The organism is Niallia taxi (genome assembly GCF_004005475.1).
GTDB lineage: Bacteria > Bacillota > Bacilli > Bacillales > Cytobacillaceae > Niallia > Niallia taxi.
On record NZ_RZTZ01000001.1, the window covers coordinates 860,936 to 884,654 of the forward strand.

The window sequence follows — 23,719 nt, forward strand, 5'->3', positions numbered from 1 at the left end:
TATGTATCACCTCCTTCAAGTAGAACTAAAACCTTTCAACAATTTGTGCAATACGGGTAAAAAGGAAAGCCTTTTAGGCTTAATTACTTTCTTGCATTTGCAATTTGTAATACTTATGACTTTGCTTTGTAGCCCAGTTAGCAACATGTGGACGATTCTTTATAAGCATTTCTCCAGCGAATTGAAGTAACATTTCAGCTTTTTGAAAGTTTGACATTTAAGTCACCTCCTATTATGAAATTTCCTTTAAGGGTTTTTCGTTGCATTGGATAGTGATATCACCGATTGTCAAATTCAAAAATTTTATTTCTTTCCCATATTTTCTAGATAAAATTTGTTCAACAATCGGCTTAAGGTTTCTTACCTTTTCTTCTGTAAGTAAGTCTTTATTTAAACCCATAATAATTACCTCCTTAGGATTTTATCTTGTCCTCCGCCCTGCAAATTCATTAGATTACATCCTTGCTATTAAACTCTCTTTCTATCATTGGAAGGATGCCGACATTTTTAAGTAAATCGTAAATGAACAATCTTCCTTTTTGAGTCCACTTCGTATGAACTTTTGATTTCTCATCGTCAATAATATGGGTAGTTGTTTGTGTATATCCCTTATCTTGAAGCTTGGAATAAAGCAACCACACCCCACCTTGCTTATACTGAATGCCTAACTCATTCAATTTTTTGTTCAGGGTTGGTGCTCCCATTCCGTAGTCCTTGGCAATTTGTGATACGGAAAGCAACGATTTACTTTGGAGAACGAGATCGTAGTAAGATGCTTTAGGTTGAAACTCATTTACTTGCTGTTCGAGTACCAGATTCTTAGTTTCCAGTAGCTCATTCTTTTCGACTTGGTCCACTAGTTGCAATAATGCTTCTTTGTATGTAGACGGTAATTTGAATGGTCGTTTTAACTGGTTTTCCATTTCTTCAAACTTTGTTACATAGGCTGCGGTAAATAATACTCCTTTTTCTCCTGTGAGCTTATTCGCTACCATGTCGCAGCCTTTTTTGGTTAAAAGATAACAAACTCTTTTCTTTCCTTGTGCATCGTTATAGTTAGTTTCAATAAAAAATTCCGTCAATCCAAAATTGGATTTACCTAATACTTCTAGGTAATTTCTGATATCTCTTAGGAGATGCGAATGTTCTTTCCCAACCATTTCTGCAACTTCACGACTTTCAACTAATAATTGATTATTTGCTTGGATAATTGTTAGATTCATTGTTTTAGTTTCTCCTTTATGAAGTTCTCTGATCGGAATCCTTTTTTAATACATTCTCCTTAGAAAGATTACGAATTACTCCAGGTAAAAGGTGTTTGTTTACTGCTGCAGCTAATTTATCTGCAGGAACCTTTATCATAAGATCGCCTCCTAATACAATTTATGAATTACTGATTGTCTGTTATGTTTTAGCAAACAATAATTCAGGAGATTTTTTTTCAGTAAATAATTTACGCTGAATCTACTTCACCCACTTGTACACTACAGGCACCATCTTCAGTAAAAAAAATTTCCCTTGGATCTTTATTAAAGAATTTACCGATTTTTAACATTAGAGAACCAGAAGGTTCTCTTCCGTTTTCAATAGCAACAATAGTTTGCCTGGATACCTTTAAAGCTGTCGCTAACTCATCTTGAGTTAAATCAAAATCTTCACTACGACGTAGAAATTTAATTTTATTTTTCATTTTCTCACCACCTAACCTGGTGTCTATTGTTTACAAAACTTATTGTAATCTAAAGGCACCAATCCGTCAACTATGATTTACAACTTATTTTATGTTAATTACTTTTTAATATGTAAAACCTATCTTACAATGTGTAATATATAATTTACTAAAGGAGTTTTTATATGAGTGAATTAGGTGAACTCCTCAGAGAATTAAGGGGTAAACGCTCATTACGTGAAATAGCTAAGATTACTGAAATAAGCCATACCTATATCTCTGATTTAGAAAAAGGTTTTAGGAGAGATACTAAGGCACCTATTAATCCTTCGCCTGATACTTTAAAAAGGTTGGCAAATGCTTATGATTTCTCGTATGAAGAATTAATGAAATCAGCAGGTTATTTACCTGACTTAATTGTTAATGATGGAAATAATGAATATCATGTTGAAGTTAAATCAGCTGATAAAGATGATAAATACGACTCTTTATCTGAAATAAATAAGTTAATAAAAGAATACGGAATAGAACAAATGGGTTTCTTTGATATTGAACAGTGGAAAAACCTCTCTCCTCAAGATGTAAAAATTGTGGAAGAGCATTTTAAAATGATTGTGAAACTTGCAAAGGAAAGAAATCAAGAAAAATAAAAAAGCACCTAAACCACTTCTGGTGGTTAGGTGCTTTTTAAGGAGGTGATGTTATGGAAAAATCCACACAAGCCACACAAAATACAGGACAAGTTAACGTAAGAATTAATTCATATGAAGAAAGATCTGTCGACAAGGAATCAGCACGAATCATTATACCTGAAAAAAAATAAGGAGAAGATAACTATGTCAAATAAAAAAAATCCGAACCCAATTCCTAAGAAACCAACATCTAATCCTTGGAAAAAAATTCAACATTCTGTAGACAAAGATACAGCTAGGTTAATTCCACCAACTAAGAAGAAGTAGTATCTTCGCCTTTATTTAGTTGTTCAATATCCTTTAATTGAGCATTTTTTATTTCCTCGGCATCAAAGATTTTTACATACATTCCTGACTTAGTGTCAAAAAAGATATTAACAACTGGTATACTATGTTTTTCCACAAGTTCTGTAAAAAATTGAATTTCATTTAAATATATATTGCGTTCTGGCTCAAAAGTACGGGACGCTTTTTTTATTTCTCCAATATAGCCAGGTTCAGAAGATTTATCTATTTTCCCTATTTCAACCACTTGAACATCATTATTTAGAAATACCTCATCCCAAACAGATGGGGTCCTCGATAATGGTGCGATTCCTCTTGATTTTCGGACTTTATTGATAATCCTCATAAATAATTGCTGATGGATCCATTTAGCCCATACTAAACCAAAGAGAAAACTTATAACCAAACTGCTTCCTAAAAAGAGGATTAAGAATAAAAAATCTCCTGAAGCAGTTTTTAAACCCTCTGTTGTCCAAATAGGCTCAAAAGAACTAATTGCATTCGCTACTGTCACAAACAAGTTAAAAACTAAAATTGCAGATAATGAAACAGGAAACCATAAAAGGACAGCAACGGCCGAAAACTCTGCTGGATTATGCTTTACAACTGGATTTATCCCAAATGATTGTAACCAAAAATATAACATCAAACCAGGTAAAAGAAATACCAGGGTTCCTAAAAAAGTATCCATACATTAACACTCCTTGTCTTTACAGCTATCATAGCATAAAAAATATCTATTACTATTTAAATTTACTCCATTGTAAAAAGGAACATTCGTTCTTATAATAAAACATAAAGAAGGGGGATTTTATGTTCTTACATCATGAATCTTATCAAACAACAGCTTTGGAAGACTGGGTAACAAATTTTTATTTTAGATTAAATATTATAAAACCATCTGATATTGATGAAAATTATATAGCAAGAGAATATCGTATCTTTATCCATAGGAAAACTATGCCCCCTTCTTATCAAGTTATTGGAAGATATCAAGGAATAATAATTGATACTAGGGTTTCTAAAGAAGAACAGCGCGAAATGTTTTTTCATGAGCTATGTCATATCTTGAGGCATTACGGTATCCAGAGCATGATGCCAGCTGCTTTTCGTGAGCTACAAGAATGGGATACAAGGCATTTTACAAGATACGCTGCGATACCACATCATATGTTATCATATATTGATTTTAATGATCCTGATGTAATTAGTCAGATGGTTAGTCTTTTTAACGTAACGCCAAAATTATGTGAAGAACGATTAATGCAAATAAAAAGGAGAACCGAATTATTAGTAATAAATTAAATAATACTAAGTGGAGCAAGGAGGGTTATATTTTGAAAGCGGCAATTTATAATCGAGTTTCCAAAGACGAACAATTCCGAGAAGGCTATAGTATAGAGTCTCAAAAAGAACATTGCATAAGTTTTACTAAGTCTCAGAAATGGCTTGTATACGATACTTATGTGGAAGAAGGAGTAAGTGCAAAAAATTTAAATAGACCTGCCATACAAGCGCTTATAGCCGATGCAAAAGAACATAAATTTGAAGTTGTTGTTTTCTATAAGCTGGATCGTTTGGTTCGGTCTGTACGAGACCTGGATGATCTCCTAAAACTCTTTGACGAAAATAACATCGCAATTAGGTCTGTCACAGAACCATTCGATACTACAACTGCTATAGGCCGTTTCCTTATAACATTAGTTGCAGCTATAGCACAATGGGAACGCGAAACAATTTCAGAACGTGTAGTGGTTAATATGACTAAAAAAGCTATGTTGGGTGAACGTAATGGAGGGAAACCGCCATTCGGATATGAGTATATAAATGGAGAGCTTGTTATTAAGGAGGAAGAAGCACGTTTTGTAAGGGACATATTTAGACTCTATAATAACGGAAAAGGAATGCGTACTATTGCATTATTTCTAAATCAGTTTGGGATTAAGAAGGATATCCGTACAATTGGTAAGATGTTAGATAATCCTGTTTATACTGGTAAATTAAGATGGGGAAACAATTCAAAATTAGATGTAATTGTCTCTGAAGATATTAAACATCCAACCATTATTGATGAAGATATTTTCAACCTTACTCAACAGTATAGAAAACTAAGAACCGTAGAAGGAAAAAAGGCGACTTCTCCCTTCCATTTTTCTGGCGTCTTACGGTGCGCACGGTGTGGAAGTGCGTTATCTGGATACACTAAGAAGTCCCGGGGAAGCAAGCATTATATATGTATTGCTAAAAAGAATAGTGGTACATGTGACCTCCCGATGTTCACTGAAAAAGCACTAACAACTGAGTTCTTTTTAAACCTATCAGCAGATGATCCAGAACGGTTTTTCCAACTATCACAAGAAGACTTAAAGGCACACCCAATTGAACAACAAGACCAATCGCTAAAAATTGACGAGTTAAAAAAGGAATTGGCAGCTATAAAGACTCGAAAGAAAACTTGGTTAATGGCACTCGGTAATCAAGTTATTTCGCAAGAAGAGTATCTAGAAATGACTCAAGAAGATACAAAGAAAGAAACAATCCTGTCTGAGGAATTAAACAATGTCGTAGAAGATTATTCACCTTTAGACTATGAATCCGTAATATCCCTTTTGAATAATATTTCAGATATGTGGGAAAGTGCAAATGACTTTGAAAAGAAAAGTTTTATTAATGAATTGTTCGAGACTATTACAGTTGACATACCTTCTGAATATAAAAGGGCTCCTGGGAAATCTCCATCTGTAATTATCGAACGATTTAAACTCAAATAAAAGTTTCTTTTGATGGCTATACCAGTGGCAATGGCAATGAACCTTTTCGGTCACGGCATTGCCCTTTCCGGTGACTATGTCATTCAAGCAGCACCGAAGCTGACAGCAGATGCAGCAGGGATTTCCGTTGAATCTGTTATGCAGGCCAGCATACCACTTGTAATTGTTATGGGGGTTGTCACTACACTAACAGCCTTTTATTTAATTAAAAGAGATATAAAAAGTGGTAAGCTCACACACACAACAGGTCTAACGAGCACCGACACCTCCATCCTTCCGAAAAAGGAAAATCATTTACTAAGTAAAAATCAAAAGCGCTTTTTCGCCATTCTAATTCCCATTCTCTTTGTGCTAGATGTTGTAGCAATGTATCTATTGAACCTTCAAGGCGGGGATGCAACAGCACTAGTTGGCGGAACCTCCATTTTTATCCTTATCCTTATCACACTTATCAGCTATAAGAACAAAGGCCTCGAAAAAACCACAAGCTACTTAATTGATGGTTTCCAATTTGGCTTTAAAGTGTTTGGTCCAGTTATCCCAATTGCAGCGTTCTTCTATCTTGGAGATTCTGGATTCACCACCATCGTTGGCGACTATCTTCCAAAGGCTTCACACGGACTCGTCAATGATCTTGGTGTCGCACTGGCCTCAACTGTTCCACTCACAAAAGAAGTAGGCGCCATCACCTTAACAGCAGTCGGTGTTATCACAGGCTTGGACGGCTCCGGCTTTTCAGGAATTTCACTTGCTGGCTCCATCGCCGGCCTATTCGCCCATGCGATTGGCACAGGGATAAGTACTTTGACTGCTCTTGGACAGATTGCAGCAATTTGGGTTGGGGGCGGTACTCTAGTACCTTGGGCACTAATCCCCGCAGCAGCCATCTGTAATGTTGACCCATTTGAGCTTGCCAGACGAAACCTTATTCCTGTTGTCGTCGGCTTAGCTGTTACTACATTTGTAGCGATATTAATAATCTAAAAAAAGAGGCTGGGACAAAACTAAAGATAACCTTTTTAAACACGAATAATAAAATTACATCAATATTTAAAAAATGAAAAATAAAGCTTGTGACTAAATTGAATTTGGAGTAAAAATTAGTTCGTTTCATTACGCTACACTAAGATTTCTAATTATTGTATTAAAACTAAAAAACCGAACTATTAAATCGATATGATTAAATGGTTCGGTTTTTACAATAATTCACATACTTTTGTCCCAGCCTCTTCGTCTTTTCTTCCCTTATTGCCCTGCTTTGCCTCTTTTGTTCAGCCTTACCTTTACTATTTCATAAAGGGTAATCCATAAGAATAGCCAGATAAGTCCTAATGTATAGCCGCCAATTATATCTGATGGATAATGGGCGCCAAGGACAATTCTGCTTATGCCAATAAGTAACACAAATAAGAATGCTACTGCAGCAACAATCCATCTCTGTGCTTTATTTTTCAAGCCGCTTGCGATTAAATAGGCAATAAACATATACAGGATAAAACCTACCATTGCATGCCCGCTTGGGAAGCTCATGCTGTCTGCATCGGTAATTTCATGAAAGGATGGTCTTGGGCGGGCGACAGCTTCTTTAATAATTTTATTAAATTCATTGCCAAGTCCGACACTAAGCACAAATGCTGCCATTCCTGCATAGTCTCTTCTTCTAATCCAAAGCCAGGCAATCACAACAATGGCGATTGCCCCAATGCCTATTTTGTCGCCAAATTCAGAAATAAATTTGAAAAAACCGTGGGAATTGTCTGGAAACAAATTAATGAGAGCATTTTGTACACCCTCATCAAAAAATAGGTTTTTTCCATTTTTCACAATCGAAATAGTATAAATTAAAATTACAAATGATAATACCACTAACGCCAATGCTGTTTTTGAGTTCTTGATTCTCATTTCTTCCTCCACCTGCTAATATGCTTTTTAATGCCTATTTTATCAAAAGCTGCGTTTAATGAGAATATGCATCATTACAGGAATTTTGGGCTTTCTCCCTCTATAAGCAGATTATCGCTAGTGTTATTGAAATGTCTGATACGATAGCAATTTTTTGCCGTTTCCCCAAGCTGTTCTAAAAGATTATAATTAGCCACTGCACCAACTGCTGCACCAATGATTGGAACAAGCTGCAATAGCTTCACAAAATCGATATAATCCCTGTATTCTTGCTGAAGCTCCTGCCAATCGAGCTTGAGCACCTCTGCTTTCTTTTCTTCCCAGTTTTCAATAATGTCGAGTAAGTATGGCTTTCTTCCTTCGCTGGAGAATGCAAGCTGAAAAACATACAGAAGAAATACCCTCTCTTCATATTCTTCTGGATCATGGCCATACAATGCTGCAGACTCCATTAAAAACTTCATTTTAATTGCGAGAAGCAATGGGAAATCTGCCAATCCGACGAGGATTCCGCCTGCACCAGTTCCAGCACCCTCAACGGCTGCAGCTTTTTGGAACTGAGCGATTTTCTTATCCATTTCTTTGTCCATTTCGATAATGGATCTGTTTGTGTTAACAGGCCTTTTGGTTATTTTATTTGTGCCAGCAAGTGTTGCTGTTATCATTTGTTTAATCGCTTCTGTTATAACTTGGTGGACTTTAGCAGGAATATAGCCATTCATTTTATTCTGTGCCTTTTTGGACACCCGATTTAGCATGGACGGCCGCTTCAAGATTCGGCGCTTCCAGTCCTTTACCTCCATCATGGCAATGCTCTCATTTTCCTTCATGTATTTCGCCCCTTTAAATATGCCTTACATTTGTCTCTTATCCTATACATACGTATTATTCCTCTATTTGTTCCCTTTCTTTATCACTTTCACCATAAAAAAACTCCCAAAAGGGAGTTTTTCGAAAAGCCGGCATTAAGCCTGCAGTTTTTTGCTCATATAAAGGGCCACAAATAAATAAGTGAAAATGATGCTAGCAACCAGCGTCATAAGTCCCATTGTCCAATCTCCTTTTATTGCTATTACAGCAGACAAAATAATTCCTTGTACAGAAAGTACGGCAGAGATTGTCTTTTTAAAGGACACTTTACGAAGATCAATCGACAATGGGTACAGATTAATCCATAGCTTGTCCTGGTAAGCATTCCATAGCGGCATAAGCTGAAGACCTGTCAAATATAAAAATAGAACAGCAAGCAATACCTGCCCCACTCCAAAGGAAAGGAAAAATAATGCTATTCCTCCTATTACGGTAAGCCTCACAGAAAGACCTAAATAATCTCCTGAGCGGAAGTAGGTTCTCCAATAAAGATTAGAAAAAACAAGTTGCTGACTATAGCCAATTCGATTTACGAATATATCCAACAGCTTTCTTCTTTTTATACGGTTTCGTAAATGAGGAACGTCTGTGAACATATTTGCTAATTGGTAAAAGCCTGCCATACGCTTTTCATCCTGTGCAATCAAAAACTCCCATTTGATCCCCAGCTTGTTTGTCGCCTTCTTGTAATAGAAGAATAGAAGCGCCAAAATAACTAGGACAGCTACTACAAACAACAGTGACGCATTCGAAAACAGTAAAAAAAGAATGACAAAGTTTATGCAAAATCGAATAAGTGAATCTGCTATATGGTGACTAGTATTAACATAATGCTGAACATGCCAGCGTATCAGTATGTTTATTCCCTTAGCGATACTTAATAAAAGGAAGAAATACCAAAACGATTCGAATTGTCCATCATTCACTCGTGCGTAAAGCGGCATTAATAAACCAAGCCCCATAAGTAGCAGGTAGACTTGAAATATAAAGCTTAAAAGCAAACAATTAAGAAAGTACTTTTTCATCCTGGTCTCTACAGGAATCAAAAATATTCTGTCAGCATCCTTTAAGAACGTATATATCGGGCTTTTCGTTACGAGTAATGAAAGTAATATTGCCATAATCCAAGCAACAGGGAACCCTGAAGGAATGCTTTTCAGCCATTCCTGATAATAATAAGCACCAGCTCCTAGCAGAAATACGAGCACAAGAACTAAATGTCCATTAAGGATATATCGTAAATATTGGGTATATTCCTTCACCGTGGAGTTTATCCTGTCCCTCCACAGCTGCTTTTCACTGAATTCAATCATGGCTCTCTTCCTTTGTAAGCCTAATGTAAATATCATCAAGTGTTGCATCAGGCATTTGGAATTCCCTCTTCAGCTCATCCATTGTCCCAGCACATTTGATTTTTCCTTCATGAAGGATGATAATTCTGTCGCAATATCTCTCTGCTGTTGCGAGAATATGTGTCGACATTAAAATACCTGCTCCCTCTTCCTTCATTTTCTTCATCATATCTAAAAGTGATTGAATCCCAAGTGGATCTAATCCAACGAAAGGCTCATCAACTATGTAAAGAGATGGCTGAACTAAAAAAGCACACATAATCATGACCTTTTGCTTCATCCCCTTAGAAAAATGGGCAGGAAACCATTTAAGTCTTTTTTCCATTCTAAATTCCTTCAAAAGCTTGGGCATTCTTGTTTTGTATTGCTCCTCTGAAATCCCGTATGCCATCGCAGTCATTTTTAAATGTTCCTCTAATGTAAGTTCATCATATAAAATAGGAGTTTCTGGTACAAAAGTAAATTGCTTACGGTATCCATCCTTGTCTTTTTCAAAGGTGCTCCCATTTATTTGTATTTCCCCTTTATGTGGTTCCATCAGCCCAATAATGTGGCGGATTGTCGTACTCTTCCCAGCTCCATTCAATCCAATTAAACCGACTATTTCATTTGAATCAATGGAAAAGGAGATATCCTTTAAAACCGGGTTCCGAGTATAGCCTCCCGTTAAATTCTTCACTTCTAAAAGTGCCATTGAATACGTACCTCCAAGTTTGTATTATCTATATTTTATCAACAATTAACGCTAAATTGAAATTTTTCAACAGCTTTTATTTTTTTTGTGTATATATATCCTTCAAAGCGGACATTCTATTTATTGAAGGGGAGCACCACTTAAATATTGTTGAAAACATTCAATAATAAAAATGAGGTGTTTGCAAAAGATTATTTTCTGAAATAATCCAACTGAAACTTCCATTCGTTCACAACAAGGGGATGGTTAGCTTGCATTATTTGTTAAGTATGCCAGAAGATCAATACACCGGTAGTTGCTTATCCAAGTAGTTATTATTTCCATTACGGAATGAGGTGTGGTGTCGCAGACTGTCATCTATTCTTTATACGTTAACTAACATATAAAGACCTAAATTAAGGGGATGGTTCGTTTGAACAATGATCGATTTTTCTCATAGAAAACAAATCATTATTAAATGAGGTGTTTATCAAAGAGAATGACCTTTAACAGAACGCAATAAGAAGTTCCTCTTCAACGAGGCAGGATCTCTTGATCCTGTCTCTGTTTTTTTGTTTAATAAAAGCTGTTAGAACAATCTCCTCTGCTTTTTCTATCGGCTATGATAAAATATATAGAAAACAATTGGAAAAGGAGAATTTTTAATGAGCGATTGTATTTTCTGTAAGATTGTCGCAGGAGAAATTCCTGCAAAAAAAGTATTTGAAAATGAGCATGTTGTTGCTTTTTTAGATATTAGCCAAGTGACTAAAGGCCATACTTTAGTCATTCCAAAAACACATGTTAAGGACATTTATGAATTGACACCGGAAATTGCAAAAAATCTGTTTGAAGTTGTTCCTTCCATCGCAAATGGAATTAAGGAAGCTTTTGAACCAGTCGGCCTTAATATACTGAACAATAACGGCGAAAAAGCAGGCCAATCTGTTTTCCATTACCATATGCATCTTATCCCACGCTACGGGAAAGGCGATGGCTTTGGGGCAGTCTGGAAAACAAACTTTGATGCTTATTCAGACGAGCAGCTTATCCAAATCGCTGCAGACATTAAGGAAAAGCTGTAAAGAAAAATACAAAAAAATTTTCTACATAAAAAAGCTATTGGATAATAGCTTCACGAAATCGCAATTCATGATTTTTACAAGAGGTTTTATGATGTAACCGCACTTAAATTATTTTTTTAGTGTAACAAAGACAGCCCTTACCCCAAGTATGGCTGTCTTTTTTCATCTGTACAAATCATCACAATTTGTTAGTATAAGGGTAAACTTCGTCTACAGAGCACAAGGGGGAAAAAATATGAAACGCGCATATAATTTTAACGCTGGTCCTGCAGCACTGCCAGAATGGGTATTGCAGGAGGCACAAAAAAGCTGGATGGATTTCAACAATACTGGCATGTCTGTAATGGAGCTTAGCCATCGCAGCAAGGATTATGAAGGAGTCCATAATGAGGCTAAGGCTTTGCTTGCATCCCTGCTTTCTATCCCGGAAGATTACGAAATTCTTTTCCTCCAAGGCGGTGCAAGTCTGCAATTTACAATGGTGCCAATGAACCTTTTGGATAACGGCCAAACTGGCTATTACGCACTTACTGGTGTGTGGGCAGAAAAGGCACTTAAGGAAGCAGCTAAAATTGGAAAAACAGAAATTGCTGCTTCAAGTAAGGAAGATAACTATACGTATATTCCTGAAGCAGGTGATATTCAAGTTCCAGAAAATGCTGCTTATCTTCATATTACAAGCAATAACACTATTTATGGAACACAATGGCAAACCTTCCCGACTGGACTTAAGGTTCCAGTGGTTGCAGATATGTCCAGTGATATCTTAAGCACACCTATAGATGTCAAAAACTTTGACATCATCTATGCAGGCGCCCAAAAAAATCTTGGACCATCTGGTGTTACTGTCGTCATTATAAAGAAGGATCTTATTAAAAAGAATCCAGCATTGCCTACAATGTTAAGCTATGAAACACATGCTAGCAGTAACTCCTTATTTAATACACCGCCAACCTTAGCCATTTATTTATTGTCCCTTGTGCTTAAGTGGGCAGAAAATCAAGGCGGTCTTGAAGCTATTGCGACGATTAATAATAAAAAAGCAGAAACTTTATATAACGTCATCGACAACAGCAACGGTTTTTATAACGGACATGCAGCTAAAAACAGCCGCTCTAAAATGAATGTAACATTCACATTGCAATCAGACGAATTAACAAAAAGATTTTTGGAAGAAGCAAAACAAGCTGGTTTTGTTGGACTGAACGGACATCGATCTATCGGTGGATGCAGAGCGTCCATCTATAATGCAGTGCCATTAGAACATGTGGAAGCCCTCGCTGAATTTATGAAAACTTTTCAGCAAAACGCTTAATAATAAGTATCTTTAGCAGATAGATCCTCTATCTGCTTTTGTTGTTTGGACCTATAAATCCATATATATGCAAAACACTAGTAAAATAAGCTATAATGAGAAAAAAAGACGAGGTGAACAAGATGAGTGGAAAAACATTTTTATCAGGATTTATCATAGGCGGTCTTGCAGCAGCAGCAGCAACTATATTCACAACACCTGTATCTGGCAAGGAAGCAAGAAAGGTGTGTGTGGATAATAGTAAAGCCTTCTTAAAGGAGTTTAAGGATTTAAAAGAAGACCTTATTGAAATTAAAGACAGCATTGCTACTGCCAGCAAAGAAGGAAAAAATGTCATCGGCACTTTCGTTGACGATATAAAGGTTGCCTTGGAGCAATGGAAAATAGAAATTAAACCACACCAAGAACAACTAAAAATCGAGTTAAACGAAATTGAAAAAACAGTATCTGAATTAGAAAACGACTTAAAACAGCAGCAATAACATAAAAAGAGAGGAAACTTAACACAGCTTCCTCTCTTTTTATTATCTTCCGAAAAATCCATTTATCCATGTTAAATATCCTAACATAAAAACCACTATTTTTCAGAAAAATAAATATACGCATATAGTAAATACGATAACTCATGTTAGAAAAAAAATTTCAAATCAAGATTCTGATTTTTCTTACAACTTATTTCTTATTCATTTCTAAAATCAGTATTTTTAGAGTATAAAAATATTCAATGACATAACTATTCTATTTCGTAATTAATCTCTCGCTAAAAACCTTTAATTCAAGGTGTTCGCTCCACTTAATAAGTCACCCACTTTAGAACGTTAATGTGTAGAATCCATGTATAAAAAGGGTGAATTTTTATTTGAAATGAGAAATATTTATGCGATAAAACGTTTTCTTTCAAAAAATATGCTTATTTCTAAAAATTTCGCTTATTTTTTCTTTATTAATTTTTGTTTTATTGGCATAATGATTATAGATAATAGAAAAGTAGGTGAATAGATTTGGGGATGAATGAAAAAGAATGCTCAATGAAGGAAGCTTTAATGTTTACTCAAAGAGTAGGACAACTCAGTAAAGCACTATGGAAATCGATTGAAAAGGACTGGCAGAATTGGATTAAGCCGTATGACCTTAATATTAACGAACATCATATTTTATGGATAGCCTATCAATTAAATGGCGCCTCCATATCAGATGTGGCGAACTTCGGGGTAATGCATGTCTCAACAGCCTTTAACTTCTCCAAAAAGCTGGAGGAAAGGGGTTTGCTCCAGTTCTCAAAAAAAGAAAATGATAAACGGAACACATATGTGTGTCTGACAGAAAAAGGCGAGCAAATGTTTTTAAGCATTATGGAAGAGTATAACCCAGAAAACAGTTCTGCTTACTCTGCTGCTTTGCCGATTAAAAACTTATATGGAAAATTTCCTGAATTGCTGGAAATGATGACAATTGTTAAGAATATTTATGGAGAAAACTTCATGGAAATATTCGAAAAATCCTTCAGCAATATTGAAGACACATTTGTTGAACAAAACGGGCAGCTTAAACATAAAGAACCGGCGCCTATGAAGTAATAAACCGATACTCGTAAATGGGATAAAAGAAACAAAAAAAGATGAGACGCTGTCTTGTCTTTTTTTGTTTTAACAGACCAGTAAATTATTCAAAAACAACTATTGATTTTTTACCCTTTTCGTCGTAAAGTAGCATGGTGAGTTTTATTAAATTAGAAAATTTCTCCTAACGGAGGGTGATTAGAATATGAATTGCTGGAAGACAATCAATTTTCATAAACAGTACGGCTTTCAACGCATACTATTTATGTCTTCCTTGACAATGGTTTTTACTTTTTTGTTCCTTTATACTCCGACAATTGCACTTTTTGGGCATAACGGCTTAAACGATAACTACTTTTTTACATTTGTAGCAGCATTCCTGCTCGTTTATCCTGTTCATAAACTGCTTCACTTTTTACCGGTTGTACACTTAGGCAAAAAAATTAAAAAGTCCATTGATGTTCACGGCCGTATTTTCCCGTTAATTTGCATACGGGCAATCGACCCAATTGGAAAAGTTAATTTTATCTTTGCTTTAATTATGCCAATGCTTGTTATTAACAGTGTATTGATCATTTGCTGCTTTCTTTTTTCCCATTATGTTCATTATTTCTTGATTATTTTCGCTTATCATTTTGGCATGTGTGTACCTGACTTTATTCGCATTAAAAGCCTATGGAAGTCACCTAAGTCTTGTTATGTGGAAGAAAATGAGGACGGTATTGAAATTTTGGTGAGTAATGTCAGCTAATGCTTGATGCAAATAAACTAATTGGACATACGTTAATAAAGGAATGAAAAGGATGCATGTATTTAACTGACAAATCATAGGATATAATACTATCTTTTTATTCCTTAATTTGATATTGTAAGTATCATATAACAATTCTGTCTAAAGGAGGGAATCAATGATGATCTCCATTTTTATTATCCTAGCCATATTAATATTATATAATATTAATAGAATGACAAATGCATTATGTACCCAAAAGGAAATACCGGAAGATAAACAACCAAAGGTTTTCCGCACAATTAATGTCCTTATCACGATTCTTTTGATTTCTTCCTATGTTGATTTATTATTTAGTTAACATAAACGGAAATAAGTTTCTTAGTAAAGGCAATTGATACCTTTAATGAAAGGAAAGCAGCGATTTTCATCGCTGCTTTTTTTTCAATTAGAGGATATTAGTATACCCAGCTTGCTCCGATGATGATAAGCAAAATGAAAAGCACCACTAATAACGCAAATCCTCCGCCGTATGCACCTGTACCTGACATGAAGACTCCTCCTTTCTAAGTTCAATTCATGCTGTTTAACTTAGCTCTTATAGCCAAGCAGCGCCAACAATAATTAAAAGAATGAAAAGTACTACGATTAACGCAAATCCTCCGCCATATGCATGACCCATAGTAACACCTCCTTCTAAAGCTGCTACCATATTATTTGGTTAACTGTTAAGACTGCACGACTTGCTCGCTAACAAAAGTCAGTTTCATGCAGTGAAACATTCACTGCCCCCTTATCCTGACTCCTGCACAACCTAGCACGAATAAGCCTTAGGCAAATTCTTAAGCTGTTTTTCAAGCTCAATGTATCATATGTCTAGGACCAAAAAACGGAACAGAATATTTACCCAATTTTTTTTATTAACTGTAAATCTAATGAGCATTATGCTTTATAAAAAGCGGATTTTTGTTCTTTTCAAAATTTATGATATAGTAATCATTGGATGTTACAGACTAAACTAACTTAGGAGTGTTTAACTTGAAAAAATGGCTACTATCCATCTCTCTAGCTGCTGGTGTCCTTGCACTTGGTGCATGTAGCAATGATAGCTCTGATGCAGTTGTGAAATCAGATGCAGGTAATATCACTAAGGATGAACTTTATGATGCAATGAAGGAAAAGTATGGTGCTACTGTACTGCAATCCCTTCTATATGAAAAGGTACTCGAAGATAAATATAAAGTTTCAGACGATGAGTTAAATGAGCGGGTCGATAGCATTAAAGCACAGCTGGGAGACAATTTTGAATTGGCACTCCAACAATACGGCTATAAGGATGAAGATGAGCTGCGTTCTATGATAAAAACAGGAATGCTTCAAGAAAAAGCCGCAGTTAAAGAAGTGAAGGTAACGGATGATGAAATTAAAGCATATTACGATGATTATAAACCAGAAATAGAAGCGCGCCATATTCTTGTTGCAGATAAAAAAACAGCTGAAGAAGTGAAGAAAAAGCTGGATGATGGCGAGAAATTTGAAGATTTAGCGAAGAAATATTCAACAGATACAGCAACTAAAGATAAAGGCGGAGATTTAGGCTGGTTCGGAGCAGGTACGATGGTTGCTGAATTTGAAGATGCTGCTTATAAGCTGAAGGTAGACCAAATAAGTGATCCTGTTAAGACAGAAAATGGCTACCACATTATTCAAGTCACAGACAAAAAGGAAAAAGGGAAATACGAAGATGTTAAGGATGATATGGAATATGAATTGAAAGTGTCCAAGCTAACATCTGATATCATTAACAGTGCGATGGCTAAAGAATTAGAAGATGCTGATGTTAAGGTTGAAGATAAAGATTTGAAATCCGTTCTTGATTCGACATCTGCTGATTCTACAAGCGGGTCAACAGGTACATCTACAAGCAAGTAACATAAAAAGGGAAACTAGAGATAATCTCTAGCTTCCCTTTTAATTTTCATACACTCTTTCTTTATCACTGCCTATTTTCTTATGCTTTTCCTCCTCCATCCTTCTTATATAAACTTCGCCTTCTCTTTCGATAATCTCCTGCTCTTGCTGCCTGTCCTCTTTTCCAGACTTAACAGCCATAAATGCACTTACAACAATGCCCCCCAATACAAACAGCACCCACATTGGTATCTCAAACATAGTGTTAGCTCCCTTCTTGCGAATTGTTTTCTCTTAATTACTACATCATATGCTAGAAAAGAAAGGATATTCATCTTTTATAGCAAGACATATAAACGAGGCTGGGACAAAAAAAGATAACCTTTCTAAACACGAATAATAAAATTACATCCATATTTAAATAATGAAGCTTGTGACAAAATAGAATATGGAGTTAAAATTAGTTCGTTTCATTGCGCTACACCCACTCGCTTTCCGCGGGGAGGAAGCTGAGCTCGTCTTCGCCTGCGGGGTCACAGCCTTTCCTCTATTTCCCGCAGGAGTCGAGTGGCCTCCGCTCCATTCCACTAAAATTTCTAATTATTGTATTTTTAAAAAAACAAAAAAACCGAACTACCCAATCGAAATTAGAATGGATAGTTCGGTTTTTATACTGATTCATATACTTATGTCCCAGCCTCGTTGTGTAATCTATTATTTATGGAAGGAAGGCTTGTAAAAGGATCTGTTTTCCAACGGGAAAATTCTTTCGGAGAACTCACCTGGTTTTACCCTTTCTAGTGCTCTGTCTAGCATATTCATCTTCGCATCCAAATTATCAATATAGTGAAGAATTTCTGCTTCTTTAATAAGAGGTGCTTTTGGGCTGCCCCATTCTGCTTTTCCATGATGAGATAGCACTAAATGCTGAAGGATCATTACTTCCTCTCCTTTGATGCCAAGCTCATCTGCTGCTTTTCCTATTTCATTTACCATAATTGTAATATGCCCCAATAGATTTCCCTCTACAGTATACGTGGTTGAAATTGGTCCTGACAGCTCTTGTACTTTCCCTAGGTCATGAAGGATAATGCCGCCGTACAGCAGGTCTGTATCAAGACTCGGATAAAGCCCTGCAATCGCTTTGGCTAAATCAAGCATGCTGACAACATGGTAGGCCAAGCCTGAGACGAACTCATGATGGTTCTTCGTTGCCGCCGGGTACTCAAAAAACGCTTTCTGATGCTTTTTAACAAGATGTCTTGTTATGCGCTGTATGTTAGGGTTTTTCATATCAAAAATATATTGGTTAATTTTTGCTTGCATTTCTTCACTTTCAAGTGGCGCTGTTTCAATAAAATCTGACAGTCGCACACTCTCCTCTTGGGAAACAAGCTTTATTTGACGGATTCTAAGCTGCATTCTGCCTCTGTAGTTTTGGATATCCCCATTTATTTTTACAATTGTTTCAGGCTGATATATTTGCTCATCTGCATCTGTAGCATCCCATAGCTTTGCTTCTATTTCTCCACTTTTATCTTGGAAAATCAATGTTAAGAAAGGCTTGCCATTGCTGGCCATCGCCCTTGCTGAACTTTTTATCAGTAAGTGGGAATCAAACTGATCTCCAACGTCATAGTGTAGGACTCCTTTTTTATCCAAGGTACTTTCGCTCCTTTTTCATCTATCTTTATTCGTTCCTAGTATAACATTATTACTTCTACCGGTCTCTCTCTAAAGAGGGCTGCATAAGAGAATGAATTTGCCCTTTAGGAAAATGTTCTAGTAAATGGCTGTGGCACGTAAAGAAAAGCAACTGATTATCCCTGCATGTTTTCAAGAGCTCAAGCACCTTCTTTGTCCTTTTGCTGTCAAAGTTAACAAAGCTATCATCAATAATAATTGGCAACGGATATTTCTGATAAAATGTTTGAGTAAGTGCGAGCCTGATTGCCACATAAAGCTGCTCAGCTGTCCCTCTGCTTAGTTCCTTCGCTTCGAAAAAGGTATTGTTCGCACTTTCCAGTAAAAATCCAATTCCTTCTTCCTTCGGCAATATCCTAACATATTGACCATCTGTTAAAATAGCAAAATACTCCTCTGCCTTTTGCAGCATGACAGGCAGCTGTTTATCTTTATAGGCATTGACCGTTTTTGTCAGGAAATGCTTTGCGGCAGCATATTTCCCCCATTCCTTGACTTCCTCCTGAAACTCATCCTTCAATTGTTTAAATAAATGCAATTTCTCTGTATACGTTCCACCGCTTTCCAGTTCGGAAATTGTAACTCCAGTTGTGGCGCTATCTTTCATAATCTGCTTGATTCTGTCATTTTTTTGTGCAAGCTTTTCTGTTAAGCGCGACTTTTCTGCTTCTGGATTTTCCAAACTGCATAGCACGTCTATCTCTTCTTGTGAAAAACGAAAATGAGCTAATTTTTCCTGTAATGCGAAAAGCTTTGCATCCAAGCTGAGTTTTTCTGTATAAAGCTCGCCCTTTTTACGGTATTCCTCTTCTGTTTCTACTTCAGCAAGCGCAAGCAATTCAGCAGCCTCTGACGAAAAGATAGAGAGCTCTCCTTCTAAACCGTTTAACTCCTGGATATATTCCTCTATTGCCCTTTGATTCTCCTGCCAGTAGATTTTCTTTTCCTTCTCGTCTCTGACACTATTTACCAGCTGAATGGACATAAAGGTGAGTGATTCTGCTCCAGCAGAAAAAAACTGCTCATAATAGCTGGATATTCTCGCAGCTATTTGTTCTGATTCTTTCTCTATTTCTGAAATATCCTCTAAAATTGCCCATTTATCCTTTAGCTTCATTTTCCATTCATCCAAAAGCAAATAGGCATCATAAATAAAATCACGTGCAAGCTGCTCTGGGATTTTCAAAGCAATGCTAAGCTCCTTAAGAACTTGCTGGTGCTCTCTGTATTGATGCTCCCATGACTCAAATCCATGGAGAATTCTATCATATTCCCGTGTTTGCTGCTCCAGCTTCACTAGATTCAAGCTATAATTTTCTCTTGCTTGATTATCCCTTTCAAGTGCCTCTTTAAGCGCAAATACGTCAGACACTTCGCTCGTGCCTGTTCCCTCATTAGTGGCTGCATTTTCTCGCTTCAGCCTTTTTGCCTTGCCTTGGAGATTTGATCGTTCCTTTTGGGCAGATTTTATCCTTGTCATGTAATAAATGATAGCTGCAACGCCACCTATCACAGCTGCAAGCACTAAATACGTCAGTTTTTCAGCCGCTCCTGCTAGTCCAATGACAATCAGCATAATCAAAATGAATAGGAACTGCATATTTGCAGCAAAATGGCTTTTTCGATTTGCTTCCAGCTGATTTTGGACATTATCCAAGTCCCGTGCAAGCATAGCGACCTTTTCTTTATGCCAGCTGATATTTTCTGCTGCTTTAAGCTGTCTTTCTAATTCCTTCCTGTTTTCATCAGAAAGCAGCCTCGCTTCCATTTCAGCTGTCGAATGTTCAAGCGCTTCAAGCTGTAGCTGCTCTTCCTTAAGCCTTGAATCAAGCTCCAATCGTGAAGACTTAAGGCTTTTCTGCTTTGCATCTGCATTAGCACATTGCTCTTTCATGAAAATGCTTGTATTAATTTCAGAAATATCATCTGTTGTTAATGGAATATGCAATTTTTCTTGAAGAACTTTGATATCCTTTTCAAGCATGGAAAGCTGACTTATCAGCTGATTTTTTCGCTTTTGCAGCTCTTCATAAACAGGCATTTTACCGCTTGCTTCTTCTATTTCTCCAGCAGCCTTCAGCAGCTTTTCATTTGGCTGAAGCTGTGTCTGCTTCTCTGTTAACACCTTCATTTTGTTTTGCACATGCTGAATTTGACTTTGCACTGTCAGCATTCTGTCCTTAATACGTTCCCATCTTTCTAACCCAGCATTCGGAAAGGCAAGATTCTCATAATTCTTCCTATTGCCTTCCGTTACTTCTATTTCTAACGCGATTGGAGCAGCCTGCACCCATTTTTCGAGCTTTGTGATGTTCGATGCAAGACTAGCTGTATCTGCTTCTGCTGCTTCCAATTCTTCAGCAAGCTGGTCTCTTCTCTCCAACAGCTCCCGATATTGACCATTTGTTCTCTCAGCACTTTTCAGCTGCTGATGGGCATCCTTTAAATCTAGCAACAGCTCATTCAGAACTGGCTTCTTGCCATTAGGTCTAAAGCGTGAATCCAGCTCCTTCTGCAGTTCATTGTCTGCTTTTGAAATGCTGTCTGATCCAATCACACCTGTCGAAAATAAGAATCTGCCAATTTCCTCACTTTTTAAACCATGGATGTTTTGCAAGCCATCAAGATTAAAGGAAAAGATAGATTGATAAAGTCCTTTATCAACACCTTGCAGCAATTCTCCAAGCAATTGCTCTTGTCCTTTTTGACCATTCTCCAATACGACTGTAACATCACCAGCTGCTTTCCCTTTAACACGCTCAATTGTTGCCAGCCCATGCTCCGGAAACCATACTGTTAGCTTCCCGCCATATTTATGCTGCAGTTTCGGTTCATATCTTAGCTCTGTTTGAACCTTTGTAGGAAATCCGAACAGAATGCTGTGGATGAAGCTCATAATTGTTGACTTGCCTGCTTCATTTTCTCCAAAAAAAACTTGGATATCTGCATCTAAATCAATGGTAGTATTCTCCAGCTTCCCATATCCATAAATTGTAATTGTTTTAATTCGCACTATTTTTTCACTCCCTAAGAGACACCATTCAGCATGGTGAGCAGCAGCCGTTCTGCTTCTTCTGCCAGCTCCTCTTTCTCTCGTTCAGTTAAGTCCGAAAGATAGCGGTAAACACCTGGATGACGATAAATTGGTGCCACAGCCTCATCAATGGAATCAGCTTCTTTCACAGCTTGAAAAAGCTCTGTAAAAAACGCCGATTCTGACTCGAGCTTTGCCTTATTCCAACTGATATTTTCTGTTATAGACAGACTCGAAATCCATGCAAAATTTGTTTCATCGATTTCATCCTCCTGAAGGATCTCCAATAATTCTCCTGCTTGAAGACTGCCGATACCCTCTGCATTTATAATAGAAATGGCCAAAATAGAAGGCAAGCCCTGATCTCTTTCCTTCTCTTGAGCAATATGGCAAAGCGACAAAAGCTCATCGGCATTTTTGGCACCTGCAGCATCTATTTGCACAGATTTCCATAAACATGCTGCTGTTGGAATAAATTCCAGCTCAGCATCCCCGTTGTTCAATTTAACATAATAACAGCCCTTCTCTCCTGTTTCCTTTTTATGTCTTCCTTGAATATTTCCTGGATACACAACAGGAGGGTCTGCCTGCAGTACTGCTCGTTTATGTATATGGCCCAATGCCCAGTAATTCATCCCTTTTGAAGCTAACTCCTGTAGGTTAAAGGGAGCATACGGACTATGATCACTGTTTCCTTCCATGCTGCCATGTAATAGACCTATATGGTAATCTGCAGTGTCTGTTTTTTCGTATGTATTTATTCTTCTATCATATAAATGCCTTGTTTCATAGCTGAAGCCGTATAAATGGATTTTCGTGTTCCGTTTTTTGTGCTCGAAAACAGTCACATCTGAAGGGAAAATATGAACATTATCAGGAAAGCTTACTTCCAGCCAGCTACCACTTAAATGGTCATGATTCCCATGGATGATATATACGTCTATCTCCTGAATTTTAAGTCTTTCCATCTCTTTTTTGAAAAGGATTTGTGCCCGCAGACTCCTGTCTTCCCCATCATAAATATCTCCTGCGATAAGAACGAAATCGACTTGTCTTGCAATCGCCGTATCAACTATTTTCCTGAAGGAGGCGAAAGTACTTTCGCGGAGCTGTGCCCGAATAGGAGCAGGCAGATTTTTCAGTCCAAGCATCGGGCTGTCCAAATGAAGGTCTGCGCAGTGTATAAATGTAATCTCTTCCATACAACTTCCTCCTTTCTTCTATTTTATATTACCATCATTAAAATACGAATGCACGTTCCTATCCACTATAATTCAAGATGCATTCCAATTGGTATACAATGAGAGTCTGGTCCATGTCCTAACTGTTCTGTTTTTGCAATTGGCGTTCTGTATTTTTTAGTATACTGGAGCAAAAGCTCCTCTACTGAAGGACTGCAAGCATTCTTCTCCATATAAGTGAACGTGCCTAACAGAATGCCAGTACATTTTTCAAAAATCCCGAGCTGATCCAGCTGAGCAAAATACGAGGCAATAGCCGCAGGGCCTCCTCCTAGACTTTCAAGAAAAAGAAGCTTTCCTTCCGGATCAGGCATATATCGAGTGCCTGTTAGCTTCAAAAAGCATCTTGCATTCCCCCCGATCACACATCCGCTCATACTGTCGCCGCAAATCCATCTATAGGAAAAGGTTACACTGTCATTTGGAGATGCCCAGCTTTCAAGAAACACTTGAGCAAATAAGTCTTTTTGAAAATCGGCATCCGGTCCTGTAAGATTCATTGCCTGGTAATGAAGATTAGCTACACCAGTTAAAGCAAACAATGCATTATTGAGGACGGACAAATCGCTAATGCCTATAAAGGGCTTCGGATTTTCCTTAATAACAGTACTATCTATAAAGGAAAGCACCTCATTGGCAGAGTTACCGCCTGACAGGTCGAAAATAGCTTTAATTTCTTTGTCTGCATATAACTTCATTAGCTCTGCTGCTCTCTGTTTGGGTGTACCGCTGAATGGAGTATTTTCCTTTGCATAAAAGGTTTTTGCATAAACGGAATAAATTCCAAACTGTTCAAGCTGCTTTTCTAAAAACGAATAGACGCTTGCTTTCGACTCGTCTCTTCCATCAGAGCAAGCAATAAAGGCAACTTTGTCCCCCTTTTGTAATATACTCATAAAACACCTTCTTTCATCCTCATAGGTTCA

At 37.1% G+C, this 23,719-nt stretch carries 28 protein-coding genes and 1 pseudogene; 12 read left to right on the plus strand and 17 right to left on the minus strand.

What is annotated here, in order from left to right:
* Positions 1-79: 79 nt before the first annotated feature.
* The 5 genes from EM808_RS28485 to EM808_RS04220 all read right to left on the minus strand — a co-directional run bounded on the left by EM808_RS28485 (position 80) and on the right by EM808_RS04220 (position 1,690).
* A complete protein-coding gene (locus EM808_RS28485) occupies positions 80-217 on the minus strand; it encodes a hypothetical protein (protein ID WP_164849570.1) in 138 nt (45 codons plus the stop codon).
* A gap of 15 nt (positions 218-232) precedes the next feature.
* On the minus strand, positions 233-400 hold the full coding sequence (locus EM808_RS28490; RefSeq protein WP_164849571.1) for a hypothetical protein: 168 nt from the start codon (positions 398-400) through the stop codon (positions 233-235).
* A 49-nt stretch (positions 401-449) separates the two neighbouring features.
* Positions 450-1,223 carry a phage antirepressor KilAC domain-containing protein gene (locus EM808_RS04215; RefSeq protein ID WP_127736280.1) on the minus strand — a complete coding sequence of 258 codons (774 nt, stop codon included), beginning with the start codon at positions 1,221-1,223 and terminating at the stop codon, positions 450-452.
* A 16-nt stretch (positions 1,224-1,239) separates the two neighbouring features.
* Positions 1,240-1,362 carry a hypothetical protein gene (locus EM808_RS29455; protein WP_268926482.1) on the minus strand — a complete coding sequence of 41 codons (123 nt, stop codon included), beginning with the start codon at positions 1,360-1,362 and terminating at the stop codon, positions 1,240-1,242.
* Between the two features lie 91 nt (positions 1,363-1,453).
* Complete coding sequence (locus EM808_RS04220) at positions 1,454-1,690, minus strand: helix-turn-helix transcriptional regulator (RefSeq protein ID WP_127736282.1); 237 nt, start codon at positions 1,688-1,690, stop codon at positions 1,454-1,456.
* 164 nt (positions 1,691-1,854) lie between these two features.
* On the opposite strand from EM808_RS04220, the gene EM808_RS04225 reads away from it, so the two are divergent.
* Positions 1,855-2,319, plus strand: coding sequence for a helix-turn-helix domain-containing protein (locus EM808_RS04225; protein ID WP_127736285.1), 465 nt, complete (start codon positions 1,855-1,857; stop codon positions 2,317-2,319).
* 186 nt (positions 2,320-2,505) lie between these two features.
* On the plus strand, positions 2,506-2,628 hold the full coding sequence (locus EM808_RS29460) for a hypothetical protein (RefSeq protein WP_268926483.1): 123 nt from the start codon (positions 2,506-2,508) through the stop codon (positions 2,626-2,628).
* Here EM808_RS29460 and EM808_RS04230 read toward each other — a convergent pair.
* Positions 2,615-3,337 (minus strand): DUF6338 family protein, encoded by a 723-nt coding sequence (locus EM808_RS04230; protein WP_127736288.1) that lies wholly within the window; start codon positions 3,335-3,337, stop codon positions 2,615-2,617. The genes EM808_RS29460 and EM808_RS04230 overlap by 14 nt on opposite strands.
* 122 nt (positions 3,338-3,459) lie before the next feature.
* Here EM808_RS04230 and EM808_RS04235 point away from each other — a divergent pair, with 122 nt between their 5' ends.
* The 3 genes and pseudogenes from EM808_RS04235 to EM808_RS04245 all read left to right on the plus strand — a co-directional run.
* Positions 3,460-3,951: an ImmA/IrrE family metallo-endopeptidase gene (locus EM808_RS04235; protein ID WP_127736291.1), complete on the plus strand. Its 492-nt coding sequence runs from the start codon at positions 3,460-3,462 to the stop codon at positions 3,949-3,951.
* A gap of 32 nt (positions 3,952-3,983) precedes the next feature.
* A complete protein-coding gene (locus tag EM808_RS04240) occupies positions 3,984-5,417 on the plus strand; it encodes a recombinase family protein (protein WP_127736294.1) in 1,434 nt (477 codons plus the stop codon).
* Between the two features lie 9 nt (positions 5,418-5,426).
* Positions 5,427-6,401: pseudogene (locus EM808_RS04245) on the plus strand (hypothetical protein); the annotation flags it as partial.
* A 261-nt stretch (positions 6,402-6,662) separates the two neighbouring features.
* Here EM808_RS04245 and EM808_RS04250 read toward each other — a convergent pair.
* The 4 genes from EM808_RS04250 to EM808_RS04265 all read right to left on the minus strand — a co-directional run bounded on the left by EM808_RS04250 (position 6,663) and on the right by EM808_RS04265 (position 10,235).
* A complete protein-coding gene (locus EM808_RS04250; RefSeq protein WP_127736297.1) occupies positions 6,663-7,319 on the minus strand; it encodes a phosphatase PAP2 family protein in 657 nt (218 codons plus the stop codon).
* Positions 7,320-7,393: 74 nt separating this feature from the next.
* Positions 7,394-8,149: an EcsC family protein gene (locus tag EM808_RS04255; RefSeq protein ID WP_127736300.1), complete on the minus strand. Its 756-nt coding sequence runs from the start codon at positions 8,147-8,149 to the stop codon at positions 7,394-7,396.
* A 135-nt stretch (positions 8,150-8,284) separates the two neighbouring features.
* The gene (locus EM808_RS04260) at positions 8,285-9,502 is read right to left on the minus strand and encodes an ABC transporter permease (protein ID WP_127736303.1); all 1,218 of its coding nucleotides are present in this window, start codon (positions 9,500-9,502) and stop codon (positions 8,285-8,287) included.
* Complete coding sequence (locus tag EM808_RS04265) at positions 9,495-10,235, minus strand: ABC transporter ATP-binding protein (protein WP_127736306.1); 741 nt, start codon at positions 10,233-10,235, stop codon at positions 9,495-9,497. Before EM808_RS04265 ends, EM808_RS04260 begins: the two co-directional genes overlap by 8 nt.
* A gap of 644 nt (positions 10,236-10,879) precedes the next feature.
* Between EM808_RS04265 and EM808_RS04270 the strand changes: the two genes are divergently transcribed.
* The 6 genes from EM808_RS04270 (at position 10,880) to EM808_RS04295 (ending at position 15,264) form a co-directional block, all read left to right on the plus strand.
* A complete protein-coding gene (locus tag EM808_RS04270; protein ID WP_127736309.1) occupies positions 10,880-11,299 on the plus strand; it encodes an HIT family protein in 420 nt (139 codons plus the stop codon).
* Positions 11,300-11,534: 235 nt separating this feature from the next.
* Positions 11,535-12,614: a 3-phosphoserine/phosphohydroxythreonine transaminase gene (gene serC / locus EM808_RS04275; RefSeq protein ID WP_127736312.1), complete on the plus strand. Its 1,080-nt coding sequence runs from the start codon at positions 11,535-11,537 to the stop codon at positions 12,612-12,614.
* Positions 12,615-12,736: 122 nt separating this feature from the next.
* Entirely contained in the window at positions 12,737-13,096 is a 360-nt protein-coding gene (locus EM808_RS04280; RefSeq protein ID WP_127736315.1) for a YtxH domain-containing protein, read from the plus strand.
* A gap of 525 nt (positions 13,097-13,621) precedes the next feature.
* Positions 13,622-14,191, plus strand: a complete 570-nt coding sequence (locus EM808_RS04285) for an HTH-type transcriptional regulator Hpr (protein WP_127736318.1) — start codon at positions 13,622-13,624, stop codon at positions 14,189-14,191.
* 187 nt (positions 14,192-14,378) lie between these two features.
* Positions 14,379-14,924 carry a DUF3267 domain-containing protein gene (locus EM808_RS04290; RefSeq protein WP_127736321.1) on the plus strand — a complete coding sequence of 182 codons (546 nt, stop codon included), beginning with the start codon at positions 14,379-14,381 and terminating at the stop codon, positions 14,922-14,924.
* A 160-nt stretch (positions 14,925-15,084) separates the two neighbouring features.
* Positions 15,085-15,264: a hypothetical protein gene (locus EM808_RS04295; protein WP_127736739.1), complete on the plus strand. Its 180-nt coding sequence runs from the start codon at positions 15,085-15,087 to the stop codon at positions 15,262-15,264.
* 97 nt (positions 15,265-15,361) lie between these two features.
* Here EM808_RS04295 and EM808_RS04300 read toward each other — a convergent pair whose 3' ends face one another.
* A complete protein-coding gene (locus EM808_RS04300; RefSeq protein WP_127736325.1) occupies positions 15,362-15,454 on the minus strand; it encodes a YjcZ family sporulation protein in 93 nt (30 codons plus the stop codon).
* A gap of 47 nt (positions 15,455-15,501) precedes the next feature.
* Positions 15,502-15,585: a YjcZ family sporulation protein gene (locus EM808_RS04305; RefSeq protein ID WP_060670486.1), complete on the minus strand. Its 84-nt coding sequence runs from the start codon at positions 15,583-15,585 to the stop codon at positions 15,502-15,504.
* A 356-nt stretch (positions 15,586-15,941) separates the two neighbouring features.
* On the opposite strand from EM808_RS04305, the gene EM808_RS04310 reads away from it, so the two are divergent.
* Entirely contained in the window at positions 15,942-16,835 is an 894-nt protein-coding gene (locus EM808_RS04310) for a peptidylprolyl isomerase (RefSeq protein ID WP_127736328.1), read from the plus strand.
* A 39-nt stretch (positions 16,836-16,874) separates the two neighbouring features.
* Here EM808_RS04310 and EM808_RS04315 read toward each other — a convergent pair whose 3' ends face one another.
* The 5 genes from EM808_RS04315 to EM808_RS04335 form a co-directional block, all read right to left on the minus strand.
* Complete coding sequence (locus tag EM808_RS04315) at positions 16,875-17,075, minus strand: sporulation YhaL family protein (protein WP_127736332.1); 201 nt, start codon at positions 17,073-17,075, stop codon at positions 16,875-16,877.
* A 453-nt stretch (positions 17,076-17,528) separates the two neighbouring features.
* The gene (gene yhaM / locus EM808_RS04320) at positions 17,529-18,476 is read right to left on the minus strand and encodes a 3'-5' exoribonuclease YhaM (RefSeq protein ID WP_127736335.1); all 948 of its coding nucleotides are present in this window, start codon (positions 18,474-18,476) and stop codon (positions 17,529-17,531) included.
* 58 nt (positions 18,477-18,534) lie between these two features.
* The gene (locus tag EM808_RS04325; RefSeq protein WP_164849572.1) at positions 18,535-21,531 is read right to left on the minus strand and encodes an ATP-binding protein; all 2,997 of its coding nucleotides are present in this window, start codon (positions 21,529-21,531) and stop codon (positions 18,535-18,537) included.
* Positions 21,532-21,545: 14 nt separating this feature from the next.
* Positions 21,546-22,754 (minus strand): metallophosphoesterase family protein, encoded by a 1,209-nt coding sequence (locus tag EM808_RS04330; RefSeq protein WP_127736342.1) that lies wholly within the window; start codon positions 22,752-22,754, stop codon positions 21,546-21,548.
* Between the two features lie 65 nt (positions 22,755-22,819).
* Positions 22,820-23,689 (minus strand): S66 family peptidase, encoded by an 870-nt coding sequence (locus EM808_RS04335; protein ID WP_127736345.1) that lies wholly within the window; start codon positions 23,687-23,689, stop codon positions 22,820-22,822.
* Between the last annotated feature and the right edge of the window lie 30 nt (positions 23,690-23,719).